The 20,837-nt window shown below is 66.9% G+C and carries 21 protein-coding genes; 11 read left to right on the forward strand and 10 right to left on the reverse strand.

Annotated elements, in window-relative coordinates; all coding sequences use genetic code 11:
* Position 1: 1 nt before the first annotated feature.
* Entirely contained in the window at positions 2 to 172 is a 171-nt protein-coding gene (locus P5F91_RS02325; protein WP_277906367.1) for a hypothetical protein, read from the reverse strand.
* A 112-nt stretch (positions 173 to 284) separates the two neighbouring features.
* Between P5F91_RS02325 and P5F91_RS02330 the strand changes: the two genes are divergently transcribed.
* Positions 285 to 1,028 carry a hypothetical protein gene (locus P5F91_RS02330; protein WP_145612641.1) on the forward strand — a complete coding sequence of 248 codons (744 nt, stop codon included), beginning with the start codon at positions 285 to 287 and terminating at the stop codon, positions 1,026 to 1,028.
* A gap of 30 nt (positions 1,029 to 1,058) precedes the next feature.
* Here the strand turns inward: P5F91_RS02330 and P5F91_RS02335 are convergent, their stop codons facing one another.
* Together P5F91_RS02335 and P5F91_RS02340 are read right to left on the reverse strand one after the other, a co-directional pair.
* Entirely contained in the window at positions 1,059 to 2,618 is a 1,560-nt protein-coding gene (locus tag P5F91_RS02335) for a phage tail sheath family protein (protein ID WP_145612640.1), read from the reverse strand.
* Positions 2,619 to 2,693: 75 nt separating this feature from the next.
* Positions 2,694 to 3,611: a LysR family transcriptional regulator ArgP gene (locus P5F91_RS02340; RefSeq protein ID WP_277906368.1), complete on the reverse strand. Its 918-nt coding sequence runs from the start codon at positions 3,609 to 3,611 to the stop codon at positions 2,694 to 2,696.
* A gap of 102 nt (positions 3,612 to 3,713) precedes the next feature.
* Between P5F91_RS02340 and P5F91_RS02345 the strand changes: the two genes are divergently transcribed.
* Positions 3,714 to 4,325 (forward strand): LysE/ArgO family amino acid transporter, encoded by a 612-nt coding sequence (locus tag P5F91_RS02345; RefSeq protein WP_145612638.1) that lies wholly within the window; start codon positions 3,714 to 3,716, stop codon positions 4,323 to 4,325.
* A 64-nt stretch (positions 4,326 to 4,389) separates the two neighbouring features.
* Positions 4,390 to 4,629, forward strand: a complete 240-nt coding sequence (locus tag P5F91_RS02350; protein ID WP_145612637.1) for a DUF982 domain-containing protein — start codon at positions 4,390 to 4,392, stop codon at positions 4,627 to 4,629.
* Between the two features lie 49 nt (positions 4,630 to 4,678).
* On the opposite strand, the gene P5F91_RS02355 is transcribed toward P5F91_RS02350, so the two are convergent.
* The 3 genes from P5F91_RS02355 to P5F91_RS02365 all read right to left on the reverse strand — a co-directional run bounded on the left by P5F91_RS02355 (position 4,679) and on the right by P5F91_RS02365 (position 7,033).
* A complete protein-coding gene (locus P5F91_RS02355; protein WP_145612636.1) occupies positions 4,679 to 5,209 on the reverse strand; it encodes a peroxiredoxin in 531 nt (176 codons plus the stop codon).
* A 112-nt stretch (positions 5,210 to 5,321) separates the two neighbouring features.
* Positions 5,322 to 6,353, reverse strand: a complete 1,032-nt coding sequence (locus P5F91_RS02360) for a threonine aldolase family protein (protein WP_277906369.1) — start codon at positions 6,351 to 6,353, stop codon at positions 5,322 to 5,324.
* Positions 6,354 to 6,577: 224 nt separating this feature from the next.
* Complete coding sequence (locus P5F91_RS02365; RefSeq protein ID WP_277906370.1) at positions 6,578 to 7,033, reverse strand: hypothetical protein; 456 nt, start codon at positions 7,031 to 7,033, stop codon at positions 6,578 to 6,580.
* 65 nt (positions 7,034 to 7,098) lie between these two features.
* On the opposite strand from P5F91_RS02365, the gene P5F91_RS02370 reads away from it, so the two are divergent.
* The 8 genes from P5F91_RS02370 (at position 7,099) to P5F91_RS02405 (ending at position 16,437) form a co-directional block, all read left to right on the forward strand.
* A complete protein-coding gene (locus tag P5F91_RS02370) occupies positions 7,099 to 8,181 on the forward strand; it encodes an RluA family pseudouridine synthase (RefSeq protein ID WP_422394452.1) in 1,083 nt (360 codons plus the stop codon).
* Between the two features lie 144 nt (positions 8,182 to 8,325).
* A complete protein-coding gene (gene rpoH, locus P5F91_RS02375; RefSeq protein ID WP_004272279.1) occupies positions 8,326 to 9,207 on the forward strand; it encodes an RNA polymerase sigma factor RpoH in 882 nt (293 codons plus the stop codon).
* 345 nt (positions 9,208 to 9,552) lie between these two features.
* The gene (locus P5F91_RS02380) at positions 9,553 to 10,908 is read left to right on the forward strand and encodes a pentapeptide repeat-containing protein (RefSeq protein ID WP_145612633.1); all 1,356 of its coding nucleotides are present in this window, start codon (positions 9,553 to 9,555) and stop codon (positions 10,906 to 10,908) included.
* Positions 10,909 to 10,927: 19 nt separating this feature from the next.
* A complete protein-coding gene (locus P5F91_RS02385; protein WP_145612632.1) occupies positions 10,928 to 11,281 on the forward strand; it encodes a PilZ domain-containing protein in 354 nt (117 codons plus the stop codon).
* Positions 11,282 to 11,758: 477 nt separating this feature from the next.
* Positions 11,759 to 12,568: an N-formylglutamate deformylase gene (gene hutG, locus P5F91_RS02390; RefSeq protein WP_145612631.1), complete on the forward strand. Its 810-nt coding sequence runs from the start codon at positions 11,759 to 11,761 to the stop codon at positions 12,566 to 12,568.
* A gap of 45 nt (positions 12,569 to 12,613) precedes the next feature.
* Positions 12,614 to 14,128 (forward strand): histidine ammonia-lyase, encoded by a 1,515-nt coding sequence (gene hutH, locus P5F91_RS02395; protein ID WP_277906372.1) that lies wholly within the window; start codon positions 12,614 to 12,616, stop codon positions 14,126 to 14,128.
* Between the two features lie 35 nt (positions 14,129 to 14,163).
* A complete protein-coding gene (locus P5F91_RS02400; RefSeq protein WP_145612629.1) occupies positions 14,164 to 14,844 on the forward strand; it encodes a GntR family transcriptional regulator in 681 nt (226 codons plus the stop codon).
* 129 nt (positions 14,845 to 14,973) lie between these two features.
* Positions 14,974 to 16,437 (forward strand): APC family permease, encoded by a 1,464-nt coding sequence (locus P5F91_RS02405; RefSeq protein ID WP_277906373.1) that lies wholly within the window; start codon positions 14,974 to 14,976, stop codon positions 16,435 to 16,437.
* Here the strand turns inward: P5F91_RS02405 and P5F91_RS02410 are convergent, their stop codons facing one another.
* The 4 genes from P5F91_RS02410 to P5F91_RS02425 form a co-directional block, all read right to left on the reverse strand.
* Positions 16,438 to 16,869, reverse strand: coding sequence for a type II toxin-antitoxin system VapC family toxin (locus tag P5F91_RS02410; protein WP_277906374.1), 432 nt, complete (start codon positions 16,867 to 16,869; stop codon positions 16,438 to 16,440). It abuts the gene before it with no gap.
* Complete coding sequence (locus tag P5F91_RS02415) at positions 16,851 to 17,102, reverse strand: AbrB/MazE/SpoVT family DNA-binding domain-containing protein (RefSeq protein ID WP_145612627.1); 252 nt, start codon at positions 17,100 to 17,102, stop codon at positions 16,851 to 16,853. Before P5F91_RS02415 ends, P5F91_RS02410 begins: the two co-directional genes overlap by 19 nt.
* A gap of 70 nt (positions 17,103 to 17,172) precedes the next feature.
* Positions 17,173 to 18,471: a spinster family MFS transporter gene (locus P5F91_RS02420; protein WP_277906375.1), complete on the reverse strand. Its 1,299-nt coding sequence runs from the start codon at positions 18,469 to 18,471 to the stop codon at positions 17,173 to 17,175.
* An 86-nt stretch (positions 18,472 to 18,557) separates the two neighbouring features.
* The gene (locus P5F91_RS02425) at positions 18,558 to 20,759 is read right to left on the reverse strand and encodes a TonB-dependent receptor (RefSeq protein ID WP_277906376.1); all 2,202 of its coding nucleotides are present in this window, start codon (positions 20,757 to 20,759) and stop codon (positions 18,558 to 18,560) included.
* Positions 20,760 to 20,837 lie beyond the last annotated feature (78 nt).

Consider the following 20,837-nt stretch of genomic DNA (forward strand, 5'->3'; position numbering starts at 1 on the left):
GTCAATCGCCCATCCATTGTCGTGCCGGGCCTTCACCGTTGCGGCGGTGAACAGCCGGCGGCCATTCTGCCACCGGCTCCGAAAGAGGGGAACTGGTCTCGAGTGCTGCGGTGGCCCGGGCCAGTGGGCCTATCGGCGAAACCGGAATACGCAACAAGATCAATGTCGTCATCAAGGTTTCCCCCGGGCGGCATACAGCTTCGGCGCGCATGAGTTGGGGCGGCGATCCGGCTAGGGTGTGGCCTCCCGCGGGCCTCCAAGCCCGTCTCCGACAGGGTTTGCCCATGCCGCTCATCTCCCAGTGCACCTTCGCCAATCCCCAAGGCGCCCAGATCCCGGCGGAGCCGGTGCCGACCGCTGCACCACCCCTGGCCCCCATGCAGGGTGACCACGTTTTCGGTGATGTCGTCGGTGTCGTTCGCAACGCCTTGTCTGACATCTTCGGCGGCGGCGCCGTCTGGCCCACCCGCATGGCCAACTACAACGGCATGCTGGCCGAGGTGTGGAACGGCCTGTCGTCCATCGACCTCGGCCATGCCAACACCGGGGCCCCGGTTGTCACCCGGACCGGCCTGCCGGAACAGGACCAGCACGCCCACATGTTCGGCGGCTACGCCAGCCGGCTGCGCTGGCACCTGGCGGAGGTGGTGTGCGCCGGTCACGCCCATGGAGGGGAGGAACGGCGTATCGGCGGCGTTACCACCCGCTGGCGGGGGGAGGTGCTGCATGCCCTGGATGACGTGCTGCGGCATCTGGTGGACGAAACGGCGCTGCTGGCCTACATCCGGGCCCCGAACGCCAGCCGCCAGGCCGCCCCCGGCATCGTCGTCCACCGCGCCATCCCGCTGGACCAGGCGATCACCCTGGCGGGTCAGACCGCCGGCCCGGGCCAGGCGCAGGTGCAGGCCATCCTCAACCGTTATCAAAGCCTGCCCGGCCTGCTGGACGGTCTGCTGCGCCGTTTCGAGGGGCCGGTGAAACGCCTGGATCCCAAGACCAACGGCTGGACGGTGCTGCCGACATCCTGATCGTGCGACAGGTCGAAAGGGCGCGACAGGTCAGGCGCCCTGCATGATCTGTTTGAACGTCAGCTCGATGAACTCCGCCGGATGGACCAGTTGCAGGGTCACGGAAACGATCATGTAGCCGTTCAGGATGTCCTGCGCGGTCATGGTCGTTCCCAGCCCGCATTGGACGCTGAAGGCGTCGCTGGCCTTGTCGCCCATCAGGCCGCCCTGGCTCCACAGCCCCGTCAGGAACTTGGAGATCATGGCCGTGACGGTGACCCAGGTTTGGCCGTCATTCGGCGCGAAAACAAACTGTTGCAGGGCGGTCTTGATGGATTGCTCGACGTAAATCAGGGTACGGCGCACCTGGATGTAGCGATAGTCGTTGCTGTTGCCGTCCAGGGTGCGGGCGCCCCATGGCACCGTGCCGCGATTGACGAAGGCGCGCAGGATATTGATGGCGTTGCCGTTGAGCGGGACGTTGTAGTCCCCCTGCTGCGCGTCGTTCAGGATCACCGTGGGCGCCGTCACGCCGGCCAGGGCCATATTGGCGGGGGCGAGCCACACGCCATGATTGGTGTCGCTTGCCGTCCAGATGCCGGCCATGATGCCGCTGGGCGGCGCCACGTTCAGCTTTTGCGCCACGATGCCTTCGATCGTGCCCAGCAGGGGCAGGGCACTCAGCAGGGCCTGGTTGGTGGCGCTGATCTGGCTGGCGCTGGGTGCCGTGGCCGGGGGCGTTTCGGGGAAGGCCGCCGCCAGCTGTGCCTGGACCTCGGCCAGTTTGGCGCCGGTGTAGAGGGTCGACGCCTCTTGGTTCAGCAGACCCAGCACCACGGCGGCGCTGCCCTGCAGGCAGGTGTAGTCGACGTCACCCGCCGTGACCAGGCTGGTCCGCAGCGCCGGGGCGTAGGCGGCGCCATAGCTGAAGGCATCCGAGGCGGGGGCGATGGCGGAGTAGAAGGCGTCGCGCTGGGCGGCCAGGCCGTCGGCGGTCCAGCTTGCCGGATCGACGGCGCCCGGTAGATCCAGCATGGCCATGCGGTCCTGCAGGGTGGCCGCCTGCGTCAGCATGGCCGTCACCACCGCTCCATAGTCGGCGCCGGCCAGCAGGCAGGCATCCGGCACCACGGTCATGGTCGGCCCCACCTGTGTGTCGGTGGCCTGCAAGCCAGCCAGCAGGGCGTCCTTGGAGACCCCGCCTTGGCTGTAATCCGCGACCGACACGACGTAGCAATTGGCGCCGCCATTGGCATAGAAGGCCTGGATGGCCAGGTAGAGGTTGAAACGGGGGCCGCTGGGGCTGACCGCGTAGTAAGCGGTTCCCTGACCATTTGGAGGGGGCGCCTGGAAATCGGCCGTGCCCGCGGGTGACGGCGCCACGTCAAAGGGCTGGAGATAGGCGCCACCGAAATAGGTGGTGTAGTCCCCGAGGGATCCGACCGCGACCGCCTGGCCATGCAGGGCCTTCTGGGTTGCGGGGTCGTGGGCGGACTCCGTGTAGCCGATGAAGATGGGGATGGCCGTTTGCACCCCGACGATGCTGGGTGGAAAGGCCGAACGTTCCGTTACGTAGACGCCGGGTGTGGGGTGGTTGATCGGCTTGGGCACGGACGATATCCCCTTCATGAGCACGCTGCCGGCAGTATGCCTGCCGGCCAACACACGCCCAAGGCGAATATCATCTTAGGGTGGCGGTACCAGTTCGCGCTTGGCCGTGGTCGCCACCCGCCGGCTGAGGTCGGAAAGCTGGTCGGCGGCCAGGCGGCTCACCTGCCAGAACAGGGGCACGTCCAGGATGGCGCCGGGGACCAGTTCCACCAGCCGGCCTGCGTCCAGATGTCCACGTACCAGCTGGGCGGGGTTCATGCCCCAGCCTATCCCAGCCAGCGCGCCGTCGACGAAACCCTGGGTCGACGGCAGCCAGTGGGTGGGCAAGTGGGTAGGATGCCCGACATTCCGGCCCAGCGTCCGCCGAATCCAGTCATGCTGCAGCCGGTCCTTCTGGTTGAAGGTCAGCGCCGGAGCCTGGGCCAGCGCCTCTGGTGTCACCCCGTCCGGGAAATGGCGCGCCATGAAGTCCGGGCTGGCCGTGGCGTGATAGCGCAACGCGCCCAGGGCGGTGACGCGGCAGCCTTGGATGGGCTTTTCCAGCGAGGTCACCGCCGCCAGCACCCGGCCGCGCCGCAGCCAGTCGGCGGTGTGATCCTGGTCGTCGATGACGATATTCAGCAGATGGTCGCAGCCTTGGGTGAAGGCGGCGGCTGCCGCCAGGAACCAGGTGCCCAGGCTGTCGGCGTTGGCGGCGATGGCCAGGGTTACACGCGGCACCGGCGCCGCCGGGTCGACCAGGCCCGGCAGGTGGGCCGTCAGCTCCCGCTCCAGCAAGCCGACGTGGTCCATGTGGCGGCATAGCCATTCGCCCTTTTCGGTGGCGGTGCAGGGACTACCCCGCTCGACCAGCACGGCGCCCAGCCGCTCCTCCAACTGCTTCACGCGCTGGGACACGGCGGAGGGGGTGACGTTCAGCGCGGCGGCGGCCTTTTCAAAGCTGCCGGTCTGCACCACCAACGCCACGGCGCGCGCCGCCGGGTAATCGATCATGGCTAAGTTTCGCTAAATTCGGATTAGATAATTTAATTAGCCTAATCCCGGCGCGGCACTTACCACAAGGGCCAGCCACCTCTGGGATTTCGCCCTACCACCATGAATGTCTCGGTTTACATCGCGGGCCTGAGCATGGGGCTCAGCCTCATCGTCGCCATCGGCGCGCAGAACGCCTTCCTGTTGCGGCAGGGCCTGCGCGGCCAGCACGTCTTCGCCGTGTGCCTGGCCTGCGCCCTGTCCGATGCCATCCTCATCGGCGTTGGCGTGACCGGCTTCGGCACCGCCGCCGCCTGGCTGCCCTGGCTGGATCCGGTCATGCGCTATGCCGGCGCCACCTTCCTGGCCTGGTACGGGGCCAAAAGCCTGTGGTCGGCCTGGCGCTCCACCGGCGCGCTGACGGCAGGCCCCGGGACGGAGGGACGGGGCCTGGGCAAGACCGTGCTGGCCTGCCTGGCCATCACCTGGCTGAATCCGCATGTCTACCTGGACACGGTGGTCCTGCTGGGCACCGTGTCCACGCAGTTCGACGGCTTCCAGGCGTCCTTCGCCGCCGGGGCCATCACCGGTTCCTTCCTGTTCTTCTTTTCGCTGGGCTTCGGCGCCACCCAGCTGCGCCCCATCTTTGCCCGCCCCGCCGCCTGGCGGGTGCTGGAGGGCGTCATCGCGCTGGTGATGTGGGGCATCGCGTTCAGGCTGGTCACGGGCGGGTAACGCCAGGCGGGAACCCTACCGCCGCTGCCTCGTTGTATGTTCCACCAGATGGAGGAGGCCACCCTTGCGTACCCTGACACCGATCGATGTGTGGGAAGCCCCTTCCGTCCGCCGGACCATTACAACGGTGGACGAGGCTTCCAACTGGCTGATCTACCGTTGGCCCGAAGCCCATCTCAACGATCCCGCCCGCCAAGCCGCCACCGCCGCGTGCCTGGCCGCCCTGGACGGGTCGGGCGAGGCGGAGGCCGCCCGCGCGGCCTTCGTCACCGCAGCTGAGACCGCCCACATCCTAGCGGAATGATCTCAAACTGGTTCCAACGGCCCGGGCGGCCGCTGGAACCGGCCCGCCCCTACTTGGCGTGCAGCGCCTTGACCGCGTCCAGCATCAGCTGGACATGCTGGTCGGGATTGTAGTCCGTGTAGCTGGCGACGACCTTGCCGTCCTGGCCGATGACGTAGGACGTGCGGTTGGAGACGGCGGAATTGCCCTGGCTCTTGGCGTCATACTCGGCGGCGATCTTGGCGTCCGGGTCGGCTGCCACCATGAATTTGTCCCGGCACTCCACCGAGGAGAACTCGGCCACGCGGTCGATGTTGCCGGCCGTGATGCCCACCACGGTGGCGCCGTATTGCTTGAACGTCTCCGTCGCCTCGGCGAATTCATGCGCCTCCACGGTGCAGCCCTTGGTGAAGGCGGCGGGGAAGAAGTAAAGCACCACCGGCCCCTTCTTCAGCGCGTCGGTCAGCGAGAAGGTCGACGTCTTGCCGCCCAGGGCGCCCTGGGCGGTGAAGGCCGGGGCCGGCGCGCCGTTGGGAAGGGCCGCCCAGGCCGGCGCCGAGGTGGCGGCCAAGAGGGCGGCGGCGAGAACGATCTTGCGCATGTCATCTCCACAGAGTTTGTCGGGTGCATCGGCCCCCGGTTTGTGGCCTGGACCCTACGTCATTGTGGGCCTGGGTGAGGGGCGGTCTTTTGCCTCAGGCGGGCTTTGTCGCTCACGCGATCCCCGCCAGCCCCCGCGCGGCGGCGACGAAGGCGTCCACGTGCGCCGGGTCGGTATTCCAGGCAGTCACCAGGCGAATACAGGCGCCATCCCAGCGATAGAAGTGGAAGCCGGCGGCCTCCAGCCCCGCGATCATCGGCTCCGGCATCACGGCGAAGACCTCGTTGGCCTGCACCGGGCTGCGCAGGCCGACGCCGGGCAGGGCGTCCAGGCCCTGGGCCAGGCGCGTCGCCATGGCGTTGGCGTGGGTGGCCAGGCGCAGCCACAGGCCGTCCGTCAGATAGGCGTCCAACTGCGCCGACAGGAAGCGCATCTTGGAGAACAGATGGCCGGCCCGCTTGCGGCGATAGGCGAAGCTGTCGGCCAGGGCCTTGTCGAAGAAGATCACGGCCTCCGCCGCCAGGGCGCCGTTCTTGGTCGCGCCGAAGGACAGGACGTCCACGCCCGCGCGCCAGGTGATATCGGCCGGGGCGCAGGCCAGGCTGGCCACTGCATTGGCGAAGCGGGCCCCGTCCATGTGGACGCGCAGCTTGTGCGCGCGCGCCACCTCCGTCAGGGCCATCACCTCGTCGGGGGTGTAGACGGTGCCGGACTCCGTCGCCTGGGTCAGGGTCAACGCGGCCGGTTGCACATGATGGACGACGCCAGCGCCGCCCTTGTCCAAGGCGGCCTTCAGTGCCGTGGCGTCCAGCTTGCCATGGGGGCCCGACAAGGGGACCAGCTTGGCGCCGCCGGACATCAGCTCCGGCGCGCCGCACTCATCCACCTGAACGTGGGCCTCATCATGGCAATAGACGGCGCCGTAGGGCGGGGTCAGCACCGACAGGGCCAGCGCGTTGGCGGCGGTGCCGGTGGCGACGGGGAAAACGGTCACGTCGCACTCGAACAACTCGGCCAGGTCCCGGGTCACCCGCGCCGTCAGCGGGTCGCCGCCGTAGGAGGGCTGCGCGCCCTCATTGGCCGCGGCCAGGGCCGCCAGGATCTCCGGGGCCGCGCCCACCACATTGTCGCTCATGAAGTTCATGGGGGACCGTCTCGCCTATTGCTGGATGTCGGGTGATGATCGGGGCCGGCGTTCACGAAGAGGAAGCGAAAAAATGTGGAGAAGCCCAATGCTGCCGTAGATCGCTGAAATATTGGGCAGTCGCCCCCAGCCCCCATTCCAGCGCCGGCTTCCTGACAGGGGCCATTAAATCTCTGTCATGTAGGGTGATTACGCTGGTGGGCGGCCTGTCGGTGTGACCGTAATCACGGCGTCCGGGGAACCTGCGGGCGCATCGTCTGGTTGGGTTCAGGCGCCCCACCTGTGGAAGTCCCAACTGGGGAAGATGGGGTGGCCGATGAAGTGGTTCCAGTAACGACCGCGATCTGGACCTTTCCGGTACTGGGCTCCAGCAGGACGATCTGCTGGGCACCACCGGGAAGGGTGACCTGGACGGCCAGGCGGCTGCCCACGCTGGTCATGGCTTCGATGCGGCTGCCTTCCGGCAGTTTCAGCAGCGGGGTCAGGGCCTCGGGCGGCAGGGCCGAAGTGGTGGTTGTGCCCGCAGTGGTTGCGCCCAGGGTCGCCGTATCAGCATGGCGGCCGAAGGCGCGGGGGTGGTTTGGGTCGGTGGCACGCCGCCAGATTTCCACCCCGATGAAGGCGAAACCGGCGACGATCAGTACGCCCATGATGACGAGGAAGGTCTTTATTGTCCGCACTTGCTTCAACCATCTGTGCCGCTCCGGGCCAGCCTGCCGACCCCGCCGTCGCGCGTTTCAGCGCCATGACGGGTGAGGGCGGGGCTGACCGCCTGGACCTTGGCGCCCCGGTGGTGGATAGCGCGGAGGATGAGGATCTGGACGGCGAGGAGGCGGGTTCCGCCTTGATCGCCGTCACCATCCCCGACACCGCGGCCCGCGACCGGTTGGACAAGGCCCTGGCCCAGCTGGTGCCGGAGGCCGCCGGCCTCACCCGCTCGCGCTTGCAAGCGCTGATTGGGGAAGGGCGCGTGGCCTTGGGTCAGCCGGGTGGCCAGACCATAGACGACGCCTCATACCGGGTCAAACCCGGCCAGGTGTTCCAGATTGCCGTGCCCGCGCCGGAGCCGGCCGTGCCGGTGGCGCAGGACATCCCGCTGACCATCGTTTTCGAGGATGATGACCTGCTGGTGATCGACAAGCCCGCCGGGATGGTGGTGCATCCCGCCGCCGGCAACCCGGACGGCACGCTGGTGAACGCCCTGCTGTTTCACTGTGGGGAACGGCTGTCCGGCATCGGTGGCGTGCGCCGGCCGGGCATCGTCCACCGGCTGGACAAGGATACCAGCGGCTTGATGGTGGTGGCCAAGACTGACCGGGCCCATGCCGGCCTGTCCGCTCAGTTCGCCGACCGCACCCTGTCGCGCACCTACCACGCCGTCGTCTGGGGTTCACCGGCGGCGGGCGAGGGGGAAATCGAAGGCAACATCGGCCGCCATCCGACGGATCGCAAGCGCATGGCCGTGGTAAGCAAAGGCGGCAAGCCGGCGCTGACCCGCTGGCGCACGCTGGCCCGCTACGGCCTGCTGGCCGCCCATGTGGAATGCAAGCTGGCCACCGGCCGTACCCACCAGATCCGGGTGCACATGGCCCAGATCGGCCATCCGTTGGTGGGCGATCCGCTGTATGGCAAGGCTCGCCCCACCGGTGCCCTGAGCGCCCGGCTGAAGGAGGCGACGCCGGACGCGCAGGCCCAACTTCTCGGTTTTCGTCGCCAAGCGTTGCATGCGAAGGACATCGCCTTCCGTCATCCGGTCAGCGGTGACATGGTGGCCTTCACCAGCGACCTGCCCGCCGATCTTGCAGGGCTGATCTTTAGTTTAGAATGATTTTAAAGTGTGGTCGGATACGAGTCAGAGGCGTATACTGATCAATGTGTCACCCCAACCCCGTCCGGGGGGCTCCATTTGAGCATCCGGTACGGGGGGACCGCCCGATCCCCGGGGGTCCTTAACCGTGAAAGGTTGTTGACCATGGCCACCTTGCCCGCCATCCCCGCCGTCAGTTCGGAATCGAGCCTGTCGCGGTATCTTCAGGAAATCCGCCGCTTCCCCATGCTGGAGCCGGAGAAGGAATTCATGCTGGCCAAGCGCTGGCAGGAACATGAGGACGGCATTGCCGCCCACCAGCTGGTGACCAGCCATTTGCGCCTGGTGGCCAAGATCGCCATGGGCTACCGCGGCTACGGCCTGCCGCTGTCCGAGCTGATCTCCGAAGGCAACGTCGGCATGATGCAGGCGGTGAAGCGCTTCGATCCCGATCGTGGCTTCCGCCTCGCCACGTACGCCATGTGGTGGATCCGCGCCGCCATCCAGGAATACATCCTGCACAGCTGGAGCCTGGTGAAGATGGGCACGACGGCGGCGCAGAAGAAGCTGTTTTTCAACCTGCGCAAGCTGAAGGGCCAGATGCAGGCTATCGAGGACGGCGACTTGTCGCCGGAGACGGTGACCGCCATCGCCACCAAGCTGGACGTGCCGGAACAGGACGTCGTGTCCATGAACCGCCGTCTGGGCAGCCCCGACCATAGCCTGAACGCGCCCCTGCGCGTGGATGGCGAGGGCGAGTGGCAGGATTGGCTGGTGGATGAGACGGAAAGCCAAGAAATCCGCCTGGCCGACCGTGAAGAGCTGGGCAAACGCAAGGCCCTGCTGGCTGGCGCCATGAAGGGCCTGAACGACCGTGAGCGCCGTATCCTGGCGGAGCGTCGCCTGCGCGACGACCCGACGACGCTGGAAGACCTGTCCCAGGAGTTCGGCATCAGCCGCGAACGTGTGCGCCAGATCGAGGTGCGGGCGTTCGAAAAGCTTCAGAAGGCCGTGAAGAACGCGGCGCTGGAGACCCATTTGGCCTAATTCTGAACCCTGATTCTGGATGTGTGGGCGCCTGACCGGACGACAACGCCACGGCGGGCGCCTCACGGACAAGAAGACGGTTCAAGAGCAAGTGGCAGTTGGACGGAACGGCGGGACCCTCGGGTTCCGCCGTTGCCTTTTGCGACACAGGTCAGGACAGTTCTCTTTAAAAGAGATGAGCTCTCGTCACAATCCATCAGAAAGCAACGCTCCAAATGTTCTTTTGATTTTCCGCTGATTTTTTAGGCCCCTGCCGGGGAAACTTTATCTTGATGACCTTTTATTAACGAAGGGCCGCTATCACATAGGCTCCCGCGGTGATGAACCTTAAAGCCTGAGACCCATATGAGCCCCAGGGCCGACGTTGACAGCCTCGATATCGGTTACCGGCGCCTCTCGGCCGCGGAGATCGAGCAAGCCCTGACCCTGCATCTGCGCTACCTCCAGGGTCAACGGGGCGGGGCGCGGGCCAGCCTCAAGTTCTGCGACCTGTCCAACGCCGTGCTGCGCGGGCGGATGTTGGCCGGCGCCGACCTGACCGGCGCGCGGCTCAGCGATGCCGACCTGTCGGAGGCCGATTTGCGCTCCGCCTGCCTGTTCGGCGCGGACCTGCGCCGCGCCACGCTGGAGCGCGCCAACCTGGCACGGGCCGATTTGCGCGGCGCCGCCTTCCGTGGCGCCCGCATGCAGCGGGTGGTGATGGCGGAGGCGGATCTGCGCGACGGCCATCTCATGCGCAGCAAGAACGGTGAACTGACGCCCAACGTCCAGGGCAATCCCTCGGCCGAGCTGGCGGAGGCGTCCATGACCAAGGCCGATCTCAGCCACGCCAAGCTGTCCAACGCCTTCGTCGTGCAGACCGATTTGCGCGACACCGACCTGCGCGGCGCCATCTTCGTGAAGGCGGATCTCAGCGGCTCCGATCTCACCGGCTGCAACCTGGAGGGGGCGGACCTGTCGGAGGCCAACCTCAGTGGCACCAAGCTGGATGGCGCCGTGCTGACCCGCGCCCTGTTGCGCAGCGCCAACCTGTCCAAGGCCAGTCTGCTGGGCGCCCTGCTGGACGATGTTGATCTCTCCATGGCCAATCTGACGGGCGCCGACCTGGTGCGCCGCCTGGACGATATCGAGGGCACCATCGGCGAGACATTGCGTCAGCACCGCCTGTGGATATTGAGCAACGGCGGCAAGGGCAGGCGCGCGGACCTGTCGGCCACCGATCTTAGCGGCCAAGATCTGTCCAATCTGAACCTGTCGGCCGCCATCCTCAGGCAGACGACGCTGAAGGGCGCCAATCTCAGCGGCACGGTGCTGGCCATGGCCGATCTGTCCATGGCCGACCTGCGCGGCGCGGAACTTGCCGGCGCCGATCTGCGCGGCGCCTGCCTGGAGCGGGCGACGCTGAACGAGGCCAATCTGGCCAATGCCGTGGCCTGCCCCATGGATTTGCGCAACGGCCACGAATGGCCCACCAATTTCAGCAAGGCGCGCATGGTGCGGGTGAACCTGGCGGGCGCCGACCTGACCATGGCTCGCCTGGAAGATGGTGACCTGACCCAGGGAAACCTGCGCAACGCCGTCCTGGCCGGCGCCTGCCTGACCGACGCGACCCTGACCATGGCGGACCTGCGCGGGGCCGACATTCGCAACGCCGACTTCCGCGGCGCCAAAAACTTTTCCGCTGAAGCCTTGGCCGTCTGATCCGGGTAGAATGGCGCCCATGACGGACGAGCCTCCCCCCTCCGCAGTCGATCGCCGGCGAGCCGCGCGCCTGTCCGGCGACGCGTACCCGCTGCGGGTGGGCCGCCACCAGGCCCGCCTGGTCGATTGGTCGGCCAAGGGGATCGGCCTGCAGTTGCACGGCGGGGTGGAGGATATCGCCCCGGGTCAGACCCTGACCGTCAGCATCCATAGCGAGGTGACCAACGGCGTCGCCCTGTTCCCCATCATTGTGCGGCGGGTGGATGGGGGGCGGCGAATCATCGGCGCGGACTTCCTGGCCGACGCCGAGGACGCGTCCGACTTCCTGGCCTCTTTGCTGGCGGCGTCGGCCGCCCCCGATCAGACGGCCTGACCACTTTCCGGCCCGGTTCGTGCTGGCGTCGCCCTCCGGTCGGCAGACCAATTCCTTGTGTCGAGGACGCGGTGCGCCGCTGGTGGTCCTGAAATTTCAGATGGCCGACGCCATTCAGGCGTCGCGCAGAGCCATCATCAGCCGAACATCCCAGGGGAATCATACAGCCAGTTCCAGCGTTTTGGCAGAGCGAAGCAGGGCCGCGAAGCGCTGTCCAGGTGAACTTACTGACAGGTCAGATGGCGTGGCAGGCCTTTACGCGCCATCACTTGGCCGCTAGGATGGCGCCCATGGTACCGCCATTGCCATCGGGATCGGTCGTTTCGGGCCAAAGCGCCCCTCAGCGATGTACTTTGGCCGGCCAAGCAGGAAAGAGGAATGTCAAATGAGGCCCGCCGTTCCACACGTCGCCGCCGGCCATGATCTGACTGTCGAGGGCACCCCGCACCATGGTCTGGACTTGCCCGTGATCATCCAATGATGGCGCCAATCTTCACCTTTCGGCAGGGGACGGCACCGCTGCTGATCTCTTTCCCCCATGTCGGTATCCAGGTGCCGGCGGACATTTCGTCCCGCCTGGCGCCTGAGGCCCACGGCCTGCTCGACACCGACTGGCATGTTGATTTGCTGTATGACTTCGCGGACGCGATCGGCGCCTCCACCCTGGTGGCGGGCTACAGCCGTTATGTCGTGGATCTGAACCGCCCGGCGGATGACGCTAACCTCTATCCCGGCCAAGCCGGCACCGGCCTGATCCCGGAGGTGATGTTCGATGGCACGCCCTTGTATCTGCCGGCGCAGGGGCCGGACGATGCCGAAAAGGCCGCCCGCGTCGCCACCTACTGGCAGCCCTATCATGCCCAACTGTCGACGGAGTTGGCCCGGCTGAAGGCGCGGCACGGCTACGCCCTGCTGTGGGACGCGCATTCCATCGCGGCGGAGGTGCCGCGCCTGTTCGATGGCCGGCTGCCCGACCTGAACCTGGGCAGCAACGCCGGCGCCTCCTGCGCTCCGGCCTTCGCCGACGCGGTGTTCCAGGTAACCCAGACCAGCGGCTATAGCGCGGTGCTGAACGGCAGGTTCAAGGGCGGGCACGTCACCCGCCACTACGGCCGGCCGGCGGAGCATGTCCACGCCCTGCAGTTGGAACTGTCGCAGGATACCCACCTGGCCCCCGGCCTGGTGCCGGCGCTGGATGAGGGGCGCTGTTCCCGCCTGCGTCCGGTGCTGCGCCAGATGATCGCAACCTTCCTGTCCTCAGCGGCGGCGTATTACGCCGCCGCCTGAAGATTGGCCTATAGTCTATTGATTTATCTCGGGAGTCCCCGTGCCATGCACACCTTCACCCTGGTCCCCGGCCGCCTGACCCTGGCCGACCTGCGCGCCACCCTGGCGGGCCCTGTCCACCTGGTGGTCGATGACGCCACCCTGGCGACTGCGGAAAAGTCCGCCGCCACGGTCGATGCCGTCATGGCCGCCGGTCGCACCGCCTATGGCATCAACACCGGCTTCGGCTTGCTGGCCAAGACCCGCATCGGCAATGACCAGCTGTCTCAGCTTCAGCGCAACCTGGTGCTGAGCCACGCGGTGGGCACCGGCCCGCTGCTGGACGACGCCATCGTGCGCCTGATCCTGGTGCTCAAGATTTCCAGCCTCGCGCGCGGCTATTCCGGCGTGCGCGGCAGCGTCATCCGGGCGCTGGTGGCGCTGGCCAATCATGGCGTCTATCCCTGCATCCCGTCCAAGGGCTCCGTCGGCGCCTCGGGCGACCTGGCCCCGCTGGCCCACCTGGTGGCGCCGCTGCTGGGTGTGGGCGAGGTGCGGGTGGATGGCCAGATCCTGCCCGCCACCGAAGGCATCCGCAAAGCGGGGCTGGAGCCCACGGATCTGGGGCCCAAGGAGGGCTTGGCCCTGCTGAACGGCACCCAGGTATCGACCGCGCTGGCGCTGAACGGCCTGTTCGCGGCCGAGCGGGTGTTCCAGGCCGCCCTGACCGCCGGCGCCCTGTCGGTGGACGCCGCCCGCGGCTCCGACACCCCCTTCGACGCCCGCATCCATGAGCTGCGCGGCCAGAAGGGCCAGATCGACACCGCCGCCGCCTATCGCCGCCTGCTGGACGGCAGCGCCGTGCGCGCCAGCCACCTGGATTGCGAGCGGGTGCAGGACCCGTACTGCCTGCGCTGCCAGCCGCAGGTCATGGGCGCCTGCCTGGACCAGTTGCGCATGGCGGCCGGAACGTTGCTGATCGAGGCCAACGCCGTCACCGACAACCCCCTGGTCTTCCCCGACACCGGCGACATCCTGTCCGGCGGCAACTTCCATGCCGAGCCGGTGGCCTTCGCCGCCGACCAGATCGCCCTGGCGCTCGCCGAGATCGGCAACCTGTCGGAGCGCCGCATCGCCATGCTGGTGGATCCGCACCACAACGGCGGCCTGCCGGCCTTCCTGGTGAAGGACGGTGGCATCAATTCCGGTTTCATGATCGCCCATGTCACCGCGGCGGCGCTCGCCAGCGAGAACAAGGGCCTAGCCCATCCCGCCTCCGTCGACAGCATCCCCACCTCCGCCAACCAGGAGGATCACGTCTCCATGGCGACCTGGGCGGCCCGCCGCCTGATCGACATGGCCGACAACGCCGCCGGCATCGTCGGCATCGAGGCGCTGGCCGCCATCCAAGGCCTGGAATTCCACCTGCCGCTGCGGACCTCCGAAGCGTTGGAGGCGGCCCGGGCCAAATTGCGCGCCGTGGTGCCGGCCTATGACCAGGACCGCTACTTCGCCCCCGACATCGCCGCCGCTAAGGCCCTGGTGGTGAACGGTGACCTGGGCGCGGGGCTGGAGTTCTAGTAAGAGGGCGGCATTGAGCGGGAGGGAAGCGGGTCTTGAGCACCACTGAGGAACGCCTGAGCGAACGGGCCTACCAGGCCCTGCGCGCCGACATCATGCTCTGCCGCCTGACGCCCGGGCAGCGGGTCAGCGAGGCCCTGCTGGCGGAGCGGCTGGGGTTTGGCAAGGCGCCGGTGCGGACCGCCCTGGCCCGGCTGTGTCAGGAAGGGCTGATGGCGGCGCGGGCGCGCAGCGGTTTCACCGTGGCGCCCATCACGCCGGAAGATATCATGCACTGCTTCCAGCTCCGCCTGGCCCTTGAGCCCATGGCTGGGCGGCTGGCCGCCGGGCGGCTGACCACCGCGCAGGTCCGCCGCCTGGTGCGGGCCACCACCATCACGGTGGAGCCCGACGACCCTGACCAGCATCGCAAGATCCTGGAGGCCGACCAGGATTTCCACGAGACCATCGCTGAGGCCTCGGGCAATCCGCGCCTGCAGCAGATCCTGCAGAACCTGTACGAGCGTGGGCAGCGCCCCCTGTTCATGGGCATTCCCCAGTCCGAAGGGGCGGCGGCCTACCGGGCCGGCAGCCAGCCGGTGCTGGCCGCCCTGATCGCCGGCGATGGCGAGAAGGCGGCCCAGCTGTTGTATGAGCATGTCTATACCGGCCAGAATTTCGTCATCGAGGCGGTGCTGCGCCGATATCCGTCACCGGAGGATGAAGGCGTGGATTAAAAATTTGATCGCGTTCACGGGCCCAGGCTGGGACGGGCGCGCCGGAACGTGCTAGGACGGGAATAACGGATAGGACAGGGCCCCGGACGTGCGGCCCACCTGATGGCGCGAACGGGGAAAGGGACGGGTATGGGGTTATGGACGGTCAAGCCGGTCGATGCGCTCATCGCGGCCGGTGAGGGGAAGCACGGGGCCGCGAAGCTGACGCGTGGCCTGGGTACGTTGGACCTGATCCTGGCGGGCGTGGGCTGCACGGTGGGGGCCGGCATCTTCGTCATGACCGGATCGCAGGCCGCCACCCATGCGGGGCCGGCGGTCGCCATCTCCTTCGCCTTCGCCGCACTGGCCTGCCTGTTCGCCGGGCTGTGCTTCGCTGAGCTGGCCACCGTCATTCCCGTGGCGGGCAGCGCCTACAGCTACACCTACGCCACGCTGGGTGAAATCGTGGCCTGGCTGGTGGGCTGGAACCTGGTGCTGGAATACATGATCAGCGGGTCGGCCGTGGCCGTGGGCTTCTCCGGCTACCTCAACGCCTTCCTCGGGCAATGGGGGGTGCACCTGCCCACCAACCTGGCATCGGCCCCCTTGTCCTACTCGGATGAGAAGGGCTTCGAATGGACCGGGGCCTTCATCAATGGGCCGGCCGTGTTCATCATCGCCCTGTGCGGCGTCATCCTCAGCCTGGGCATCAAGGAAACCGCGCGCTTCAACAACATCTCCGTCGCCATCAAGGTGGGCGCCATGGTGCTGTTCGCGGTGGTGGGCATCTTCTACGTCGATACCGCCAACTGGCATCCCTTCATTCCCGAAAGCACGGGCGATGGGGCCTTCGGCTGGTCTGGTGTGTTCCGCGCCGCCGGCACCCTGTTCTTCGCCTATATCGGTTTCGATGCGGTCTCCACCGCGGCGCAGGAGGCGCGGTCGCCCCAGCGCACGGTGCCGCGCGGCATCCTGGGCGGCCTGGCCGTGTGCGTGACGCTGTACGTGGTGGTGGGCCTGGTCATGACCGGCCTGGCGCCCTACACCATGCTGGATGCGCCCGAGGCCATCTTCATCGCCATCAAGAACGCCGGCCCGTCCCTGGCCTGGCTGGGCATGATCATCAACCTGGCCGCCATCCTGGGCCTGGGCTCCGCCATCCTGATCTGCAACTACGGCCAGATCCGCATCTTCTATGCCATGGCCCGCGACGGCCTGATGCCGCCGTCCTTCGCCTCGGTCAATCCGGAGCACCATGTGCCGTGGCAGGCGACGCTGTGGGTGACGGTGGTGGCCGCCATCATCGGCGGCATCGCTCCGCTGGACGTGCTGGGCGACCTGGTGTCCCTGGGCACGCTCATGGCCTTCGCCCTGGTCTGCGTCGCCACCCTGGTGCTGCGCGTGCGCGACCCGCACCGCCCGCGCCCTTTCCGCGTTCCCTACCTGCCGGTGGTGGCCGTCGTCGGCGCCGTGATCTGCGTGGCGCTGATGATCTCGCTGGGCCTCAGCAACTGGATCCGCTTCGGCGCATGGAGCCTGCTGGGCCTGGCCATCTACTTCGCCTACGGCATGCGTAACTCCGCCCGCCAGCGTGAGGCGCAACTGGCGGAGTGATCACCCAGCGGACAGCACAAGGGTGGGTTCGGCAGCGTTCCCGCCCATACGCCGCCAGCGATTGACGGCGCCACGATCAAACGAAACAAACACTTCACCACCCTTGTCCCGGCCATCGGTCGCGATGGCCCCATCGGCGAAGTCGCCACCGGCGCGCAGGAAAACGGCACCCGCCATCAGCGCCTGCCTGTCGATGACGATTGTTTCGACAAGAAGCAGGCGTTCCAACTGATCCGCGATATCTGCGGCGGGAAGTCGATACCCGCGTCGCAGTACCCATGCCGCCTCGCACAGCGCGGGCAGGGGAATGACGATCCGTGTCCCTTTGATCATCAGGGCGCGTGCCTGGGCCGCCTGCTCTGGATCGTCTTCAATGAAGAAACGGACCAGGATATTGGTATCGATTGTGATCTTTATCGTTCGCCGGCCCAACCGGCCGCGATCGCTTCATTCACCTCGTCAATGGTAAGGACAGGTTGGCCGGGCCGTTTCAGCGCACCGAACAGCTCCGTTATGGCTAGGCCCGGTTTGGCATGGACCTGGACCCGGCCATCCGGCAATAGATCGACCACGACCTTGTCGCCTGGCCCTATGCCTAAGTGAGCCAGGACTTCCTGACGCAGGATGACCTGGCCCTTGGCCGTTACCGTCAGTTCGATGGACATGGGAGAATTCCCTCCCGCGGGAATTTCCACATTATAAGGCTCCTAGCCCTTACCTGCAACCCACCGGACTTCACCCTTCCCAATCCCGTTCCAGGCGGCGGCTGGAAAGGATGAAGAACAGGGCGCTCAGCAGGTAGAAACCCAGCCCGATCAGCAAGGAATAGCGCAGGGCCTCGGTGCCGTACCGGGGGGCCAGGAAGTCGGACAGGCGGCCGAAGAAGAAGATGCCGAAGCCGATGCCCACCAGGTTGTTGATGAAGAGGAAGATGGCCGAGGCGGTGGCCCGCATGGCCGGGGGCACCACGTGCTGCACGGCGGCGATGACGGGGCCCAGCCAGGCGAGGCCCAGGGCCAAGGGCAGGGTGCACAGCGCCGCCACCAGCCACAGCTCCTTGGCCAGGAAGCCCAGGGCATAGAGCGGTACCGCCACCAGGAAGGCTACGGCCGGCACCAGCGGATAGGCGGCTTTGCGCGCGCTGCCCAGCCGGTCGGCCAGGGCGCCGCCGGCCCAGATGCCCAACGTGCCGGCCACCAGGCTGCCGACGCCCAGCAGCAGCGACACGTCCTTCAGCGCCATGCCGTGCATGCGCGCCAGGAAGGCCGGCATCCAGAACGCCAGCCCATACCCCAGGACGGAGCAGGAGGCGGCACCGGCCGACAGCAGCCAGAACGACGGCTTGGTACACAGAATGGACAGCACGGCCCGCAGCGGCACCGGGGCGCCCGCGTTCTTCACGGCGTCGAACGCGCCGCGCACCGGCTCGCGCACGCAAACCAGGAAGATGGGCGTCATGATCAGGCCGGCGATGCCGCAGACGGTGAAGGCCAGGCGCCAGTTCACGGCCGTGGCGATATAGCCGCCAAGCAGGATGCCCAGGGCGCTGCCAAAGGGGATGCCGAAGGAATAGACGGCCAGGGCGCGGGCGCGCTGGTGCTTGGGGAAATAGTCGCTGATCAGGGAATAGGCGGGGGCCACGCCGCCGGCCTCGCCCACGCCCACGCCCATGCGGCACAGGAACAGTTGCCAGAACAGGCCCACCTGGCCGGTGAGTGCCGTAAAGCCGCTCCACAGCGCCAGCGACACGGCCATGATGCGCACCCGGCTCATGCGGTCGGCCAATCGGGCGATGGGGATGGCGAGGAAGGTGTAGAACAGGGCGAAGGCCGGCCCGCCCAGCCAGCCCAGCTGCGTATCGGTCAGCCCCAGCTCCGTCTTGATGGGCACGGCCAGGATGCTGAGGATCTGCCGGTCCACGAAGTTCAGGGTGTAGACCACGAACAGCGCCGCCATCACCAGGACGCGGTATCCCGGCCGTACCAGTGCGGTCGTCGGCGTGGCGGTCGTCTCGGTCATCGTGCTCTCGCTCATGGGTGATCCTGGCTGATCTCTAGCATGGAGCGGCGGGCGGAACCGCTGATCTGGACCCGCCCGCCGAGGCGCCGGCCGCGCCGGTATCAGAAATGCAAGCCGATGGTGCCGGTGATGGTGCGCGGCGGGCCGTAATAGGCGGCGAAGGAATTGGCATAGGTGGCGCCGCCGAAGGGATAGCCGCCCACGCGGTACCGCTCATCCGTCAGGTTCTTGGCATGCAGGCCCACCTGCCAATGATCATCGGCGGAGGTCCAGATAAAGTTGAGGTCCAGCAAGGTGTAGCCCGGCTGATCCAGGATGCTGGCGGTGTCGTACAGCTGGGTGAAGCTGCGATAGGACACGCTGGCCGAGGAATTCAGGGTGCTCTTGTCATCGAAGGGCAGCAGGTAGGACAGGGTAAAGCCGGTGGTCCATTTGGGGGTGTTCTGGAAGCCGCGGGTGTTGGCCACGTCCACGTACTGCCTGCTGGTCAGGTCGTAGGACAGGAACTTGTCGAACTGCGCCAGGGTGTAGCCGACATTGGCCTGGGCGGTCAGCTGGCGGGTCAGCTTTGCCACGGCCTCGAACTCCAGGCCGTAGATATGGCTGGCGCCGGCGTTGTCGACGAAGCTGGCGATACCGGTGGCGGTGGGCACCTGGGTCGTCACCTGCTGGCCGCTATAGTCGGCGTAGAAGCCGGCCAGGTTCAGCGTCAGGCGCCGATCCAGATAGTCCCCCTTCAGGCCCACCTCATAGCTATCGACCGTCTCGGGGTTATAGCCCTTGACCGTGTCGGGGGTGAGCACGGCGTCGCCGCGCATGTCGAAGCCACCGGACTTGAAGCCCTTGGAGTAGGAGACATAGCCGGTCACGTCCGGCGTCAGCTTATAGCTGACGCTGGCGCGCGGCGTGAATTCACCGAAGCTGCGGTCGTTGGTGTAGTTGGTGCGGATGGAGAAGGGCGCCTGCTGCTTGCCACCGAACATGGGGCTGCGGATGCCCAGGTAATAGGCGCGATAGACGCTGCCGGTCTTGTCGTCGTTGGTGTAGCGCCCGCCCAGCGAGACCTTCAGGTCATCGGTGATGTCGTAGCTGAGGTCGGTGAAGCCGGCGATGCTCTTGGTCTTGACCGAACCAGACGTCAGGATGCTGAGGCCCAGGTTCTGCACATCGGTGTCGAAGGCGCCGGCGGCGGTCGCGTCCATATAATAGATGCCGGCCACGCCCTGCAGCCGTTCGCCGGTGTAAACGGCCTGAACCTCCTGGCTGAACTGGTGGTCCTTGTACCAGGCGGGCACGTCCAGATAGGGCTGGGGCAGGTTGTCGAAGTCGATGTTGGTCTGGGTGTAGCCGTCGCGGTAGGCGCTGATGGCCTTCAGCAGCCACTGGTCTGACAGCTGCCATTCGGCCGTCAGCGACATGCCCCGGTTGGTCACGAAGTTGTGGTCGCCAACGCCGGCCATGGTGTCGTAGTCGTCGGCCAGGGGAGCGGCGCCGGCCGGTGTCGCCGTTTCGCGGTGGCCGCTCTTGGCGTTGGACATGTCATTGGTCTGGTCGGCCGCCACCTTGATGGTGAATTTCTCGGTGGGCTTGAATTCCGCACTGATGCGGCCGGCTACCACGTCCTTATTGTACTGGTCGGCGCCGGTGTAGAGGTTGTGGCCGTAGCCGTCATGGCGGTAGATGGCCACGGCACCGCCGATGGCGAATTTCTCGCTGAGCGGCGTGCTGCCGGACAGGATGACGTTGTGCTCGTTATAGCTGCCGATCTCCACCCGCGCATTGGCGGTGGGCTGGTCGGTCATGTCGCGGGTTACATACTTGATGGCGCCGCCGATGGTGTTGCGGCCGTACAGCGTGCCCTGTGGTCCGCGCAGCACCTCGATGCGGCTGACGTCGTAGATGTCCAGCACGGCACCTTGCGGCCGGGCGACGTACACATCGTCGACGTACAGGCCCACGCCGGGCTCGAAACCCCACAGCGGGTCCTGCTGGCCCACGCCGCGGATGAAGGCGATGAGGGTGGAGTTGGAGCCGCGCGCCACCTGCACCGTGGTATTGGGTGACTTGTATTCTAGGTCGGTCAGGTTGACGGAGCCCTGGGCCTGCAACTGGTCGGCGGAAATGGCGGTGACCGCCACCGGCACATCCTTCAGGTTTTCCGCCCGGCGGCGGGCCGTCACCACTACCTCTTGCAGCACGTCGCTGTCGGTGGCGGGATCGGCGGCCTGTTGCGCCCACGCCGCATCCCCCAGCATCAGACCCGCGACCGAAACGCCCAACAACCAGCGTGCAGCCTTGCTCATTCCCTTTGCCCTCCCGTCTATGGCCCTGTTCATGGGCCCGTTCTTTCGTCCGTTGATTGCCGTTCCCCACCCGCTCCC

Origin of the sequence: Nitrospirillum amazonense (genome assembly GCF_029594735.1) — a bacterium.
GTDB lineage: Bacteria > Pseudomonadota > Alphaproteobacteria > Azospirillales > Azospirillaceae > Nitrospirillum > Nitrospirillum amazonense.

What these genes read in the sequence shown, in the direction of transcription:
- hutH (WP_277906372.1), top strand. Translation starts at nt 12,614, where the DNA reads ATGCACACCTTCACCCTGGTCCCCGGCCGCCTGACCCTGGCCGACCTG.
- P5F91_RS02360 (WP_277906369.1), bottom strand. Translation starts at nt 6,353, where the DNA reads ATGAACTTCATGAGCGACAATGTGGTGGGCGCGGCCCCGGAGATCCTG.
- P5F91_RS02345 (WP_145612638.1), top strand. Translation starts at nt 3,714, where the DNA reads ATGAATGTCTCGGTTTACATCGCGGGCCTGAGCATGGGGCTCAGCCTC.
- P5F91_RS02325 (WP_277906367.1), bottom strand. Translation starts at nt 172, where the DNA reads ATGACGACATTGATCTTGTTGCGTATTCCGGTTTCGCCGATAGGCCCA.
- P5F91_RS02355 (WP_145612636.1), bottom strand. Translation starts at nt 5,209, where the DNA reads ATGCGCAAGATCGTTCTCGCCGCCGCCCTCTTGGCCGCCACCTCGGCG.
- rpoH (WP_004272279.1), top strand. Translation starts at nt 8,326, where the DNA reads ATGGCCACCTTGCCCGCCATCCCCGCCGTCAGTTCGGAATCGAGCCTG.
- P5F91_RS02330 (WP_145612641.1), top strand. Translation starts at nt 285, where the DNA reads ATGCCGCTCATCTCCCAGTGCACCTTCGCCAATCCCCAAGGCGCCCAG.
- P5F91_RS02385 (WP_145612632.1), top strand. Translation starts at nt 10,928, where the DNA reads ATGACGGACGAGCCTCCCCCCTCCGCAGTCGATCGCCGGCGAGCCGCG.
- P5F91_RS02380 (WP_145612633.1), top strand. Translation starts at nt 9,553, where the DNA reads ATGAGCCCCAGGGCCGACGTTGACAGCCTCGATATCGGTTACCGGCGC.
- P5F91_RS02340 (WP_277906368.1), bottom strand. Translation starts at nt 3,611, where the DNA reads ATGATCGATTACCCGGCGGCGCGCGCCGTGGCGTTGGTGGTGCAGACC.
- P5F91_RS02420 (WP_277906375.1), bottom strand. Translation starts at nt 18,471, where the DNA reads ATGAGCGAGAGCACGATGACCGAGACGACCGCCACGCCGACGACCGCA.
- hutG (WP_145612631.1), top strand. Translation starts at nt 11,759, where the DNA reads ATGATGGCGCCAATCTTCACCTTTCGGCAGGGGACGGCACCGCTGCTG.
- P5F91_RS02415 (WP_145612627.1), bottom strand. Translation starts at nt 17,102, where the DNA reads ATGTCCATCGAACTGACGGTAACGGCCAAGGGCCAGGTCATCCTGCGT.
- P5F91_RS02370 (WP_422394452.1), top strand. Translation starts at nt 7,099, where the DNA reads ATGACGGGTGAGGGCGGGGCTGACCGCCTGGACCTTGGCGCCCCGGTG.
- P5F91_RS02425 (WP_277906376.1), bottom strand. Translation starts at nt 20,759, where the DNA reads ATGAGCAAGGCTGCACGCTGGTTGTTGGGCGTTTCGGTCGCGGGTCTG.
- P5F91_RS02405 (WP_277906373.1), top strand. Translation starts at nt 14,974, where the DNA reads ATGGGGTTATGGACGGTCAAGCCGGTCGATGCGCTCATCGCGGCCGGT.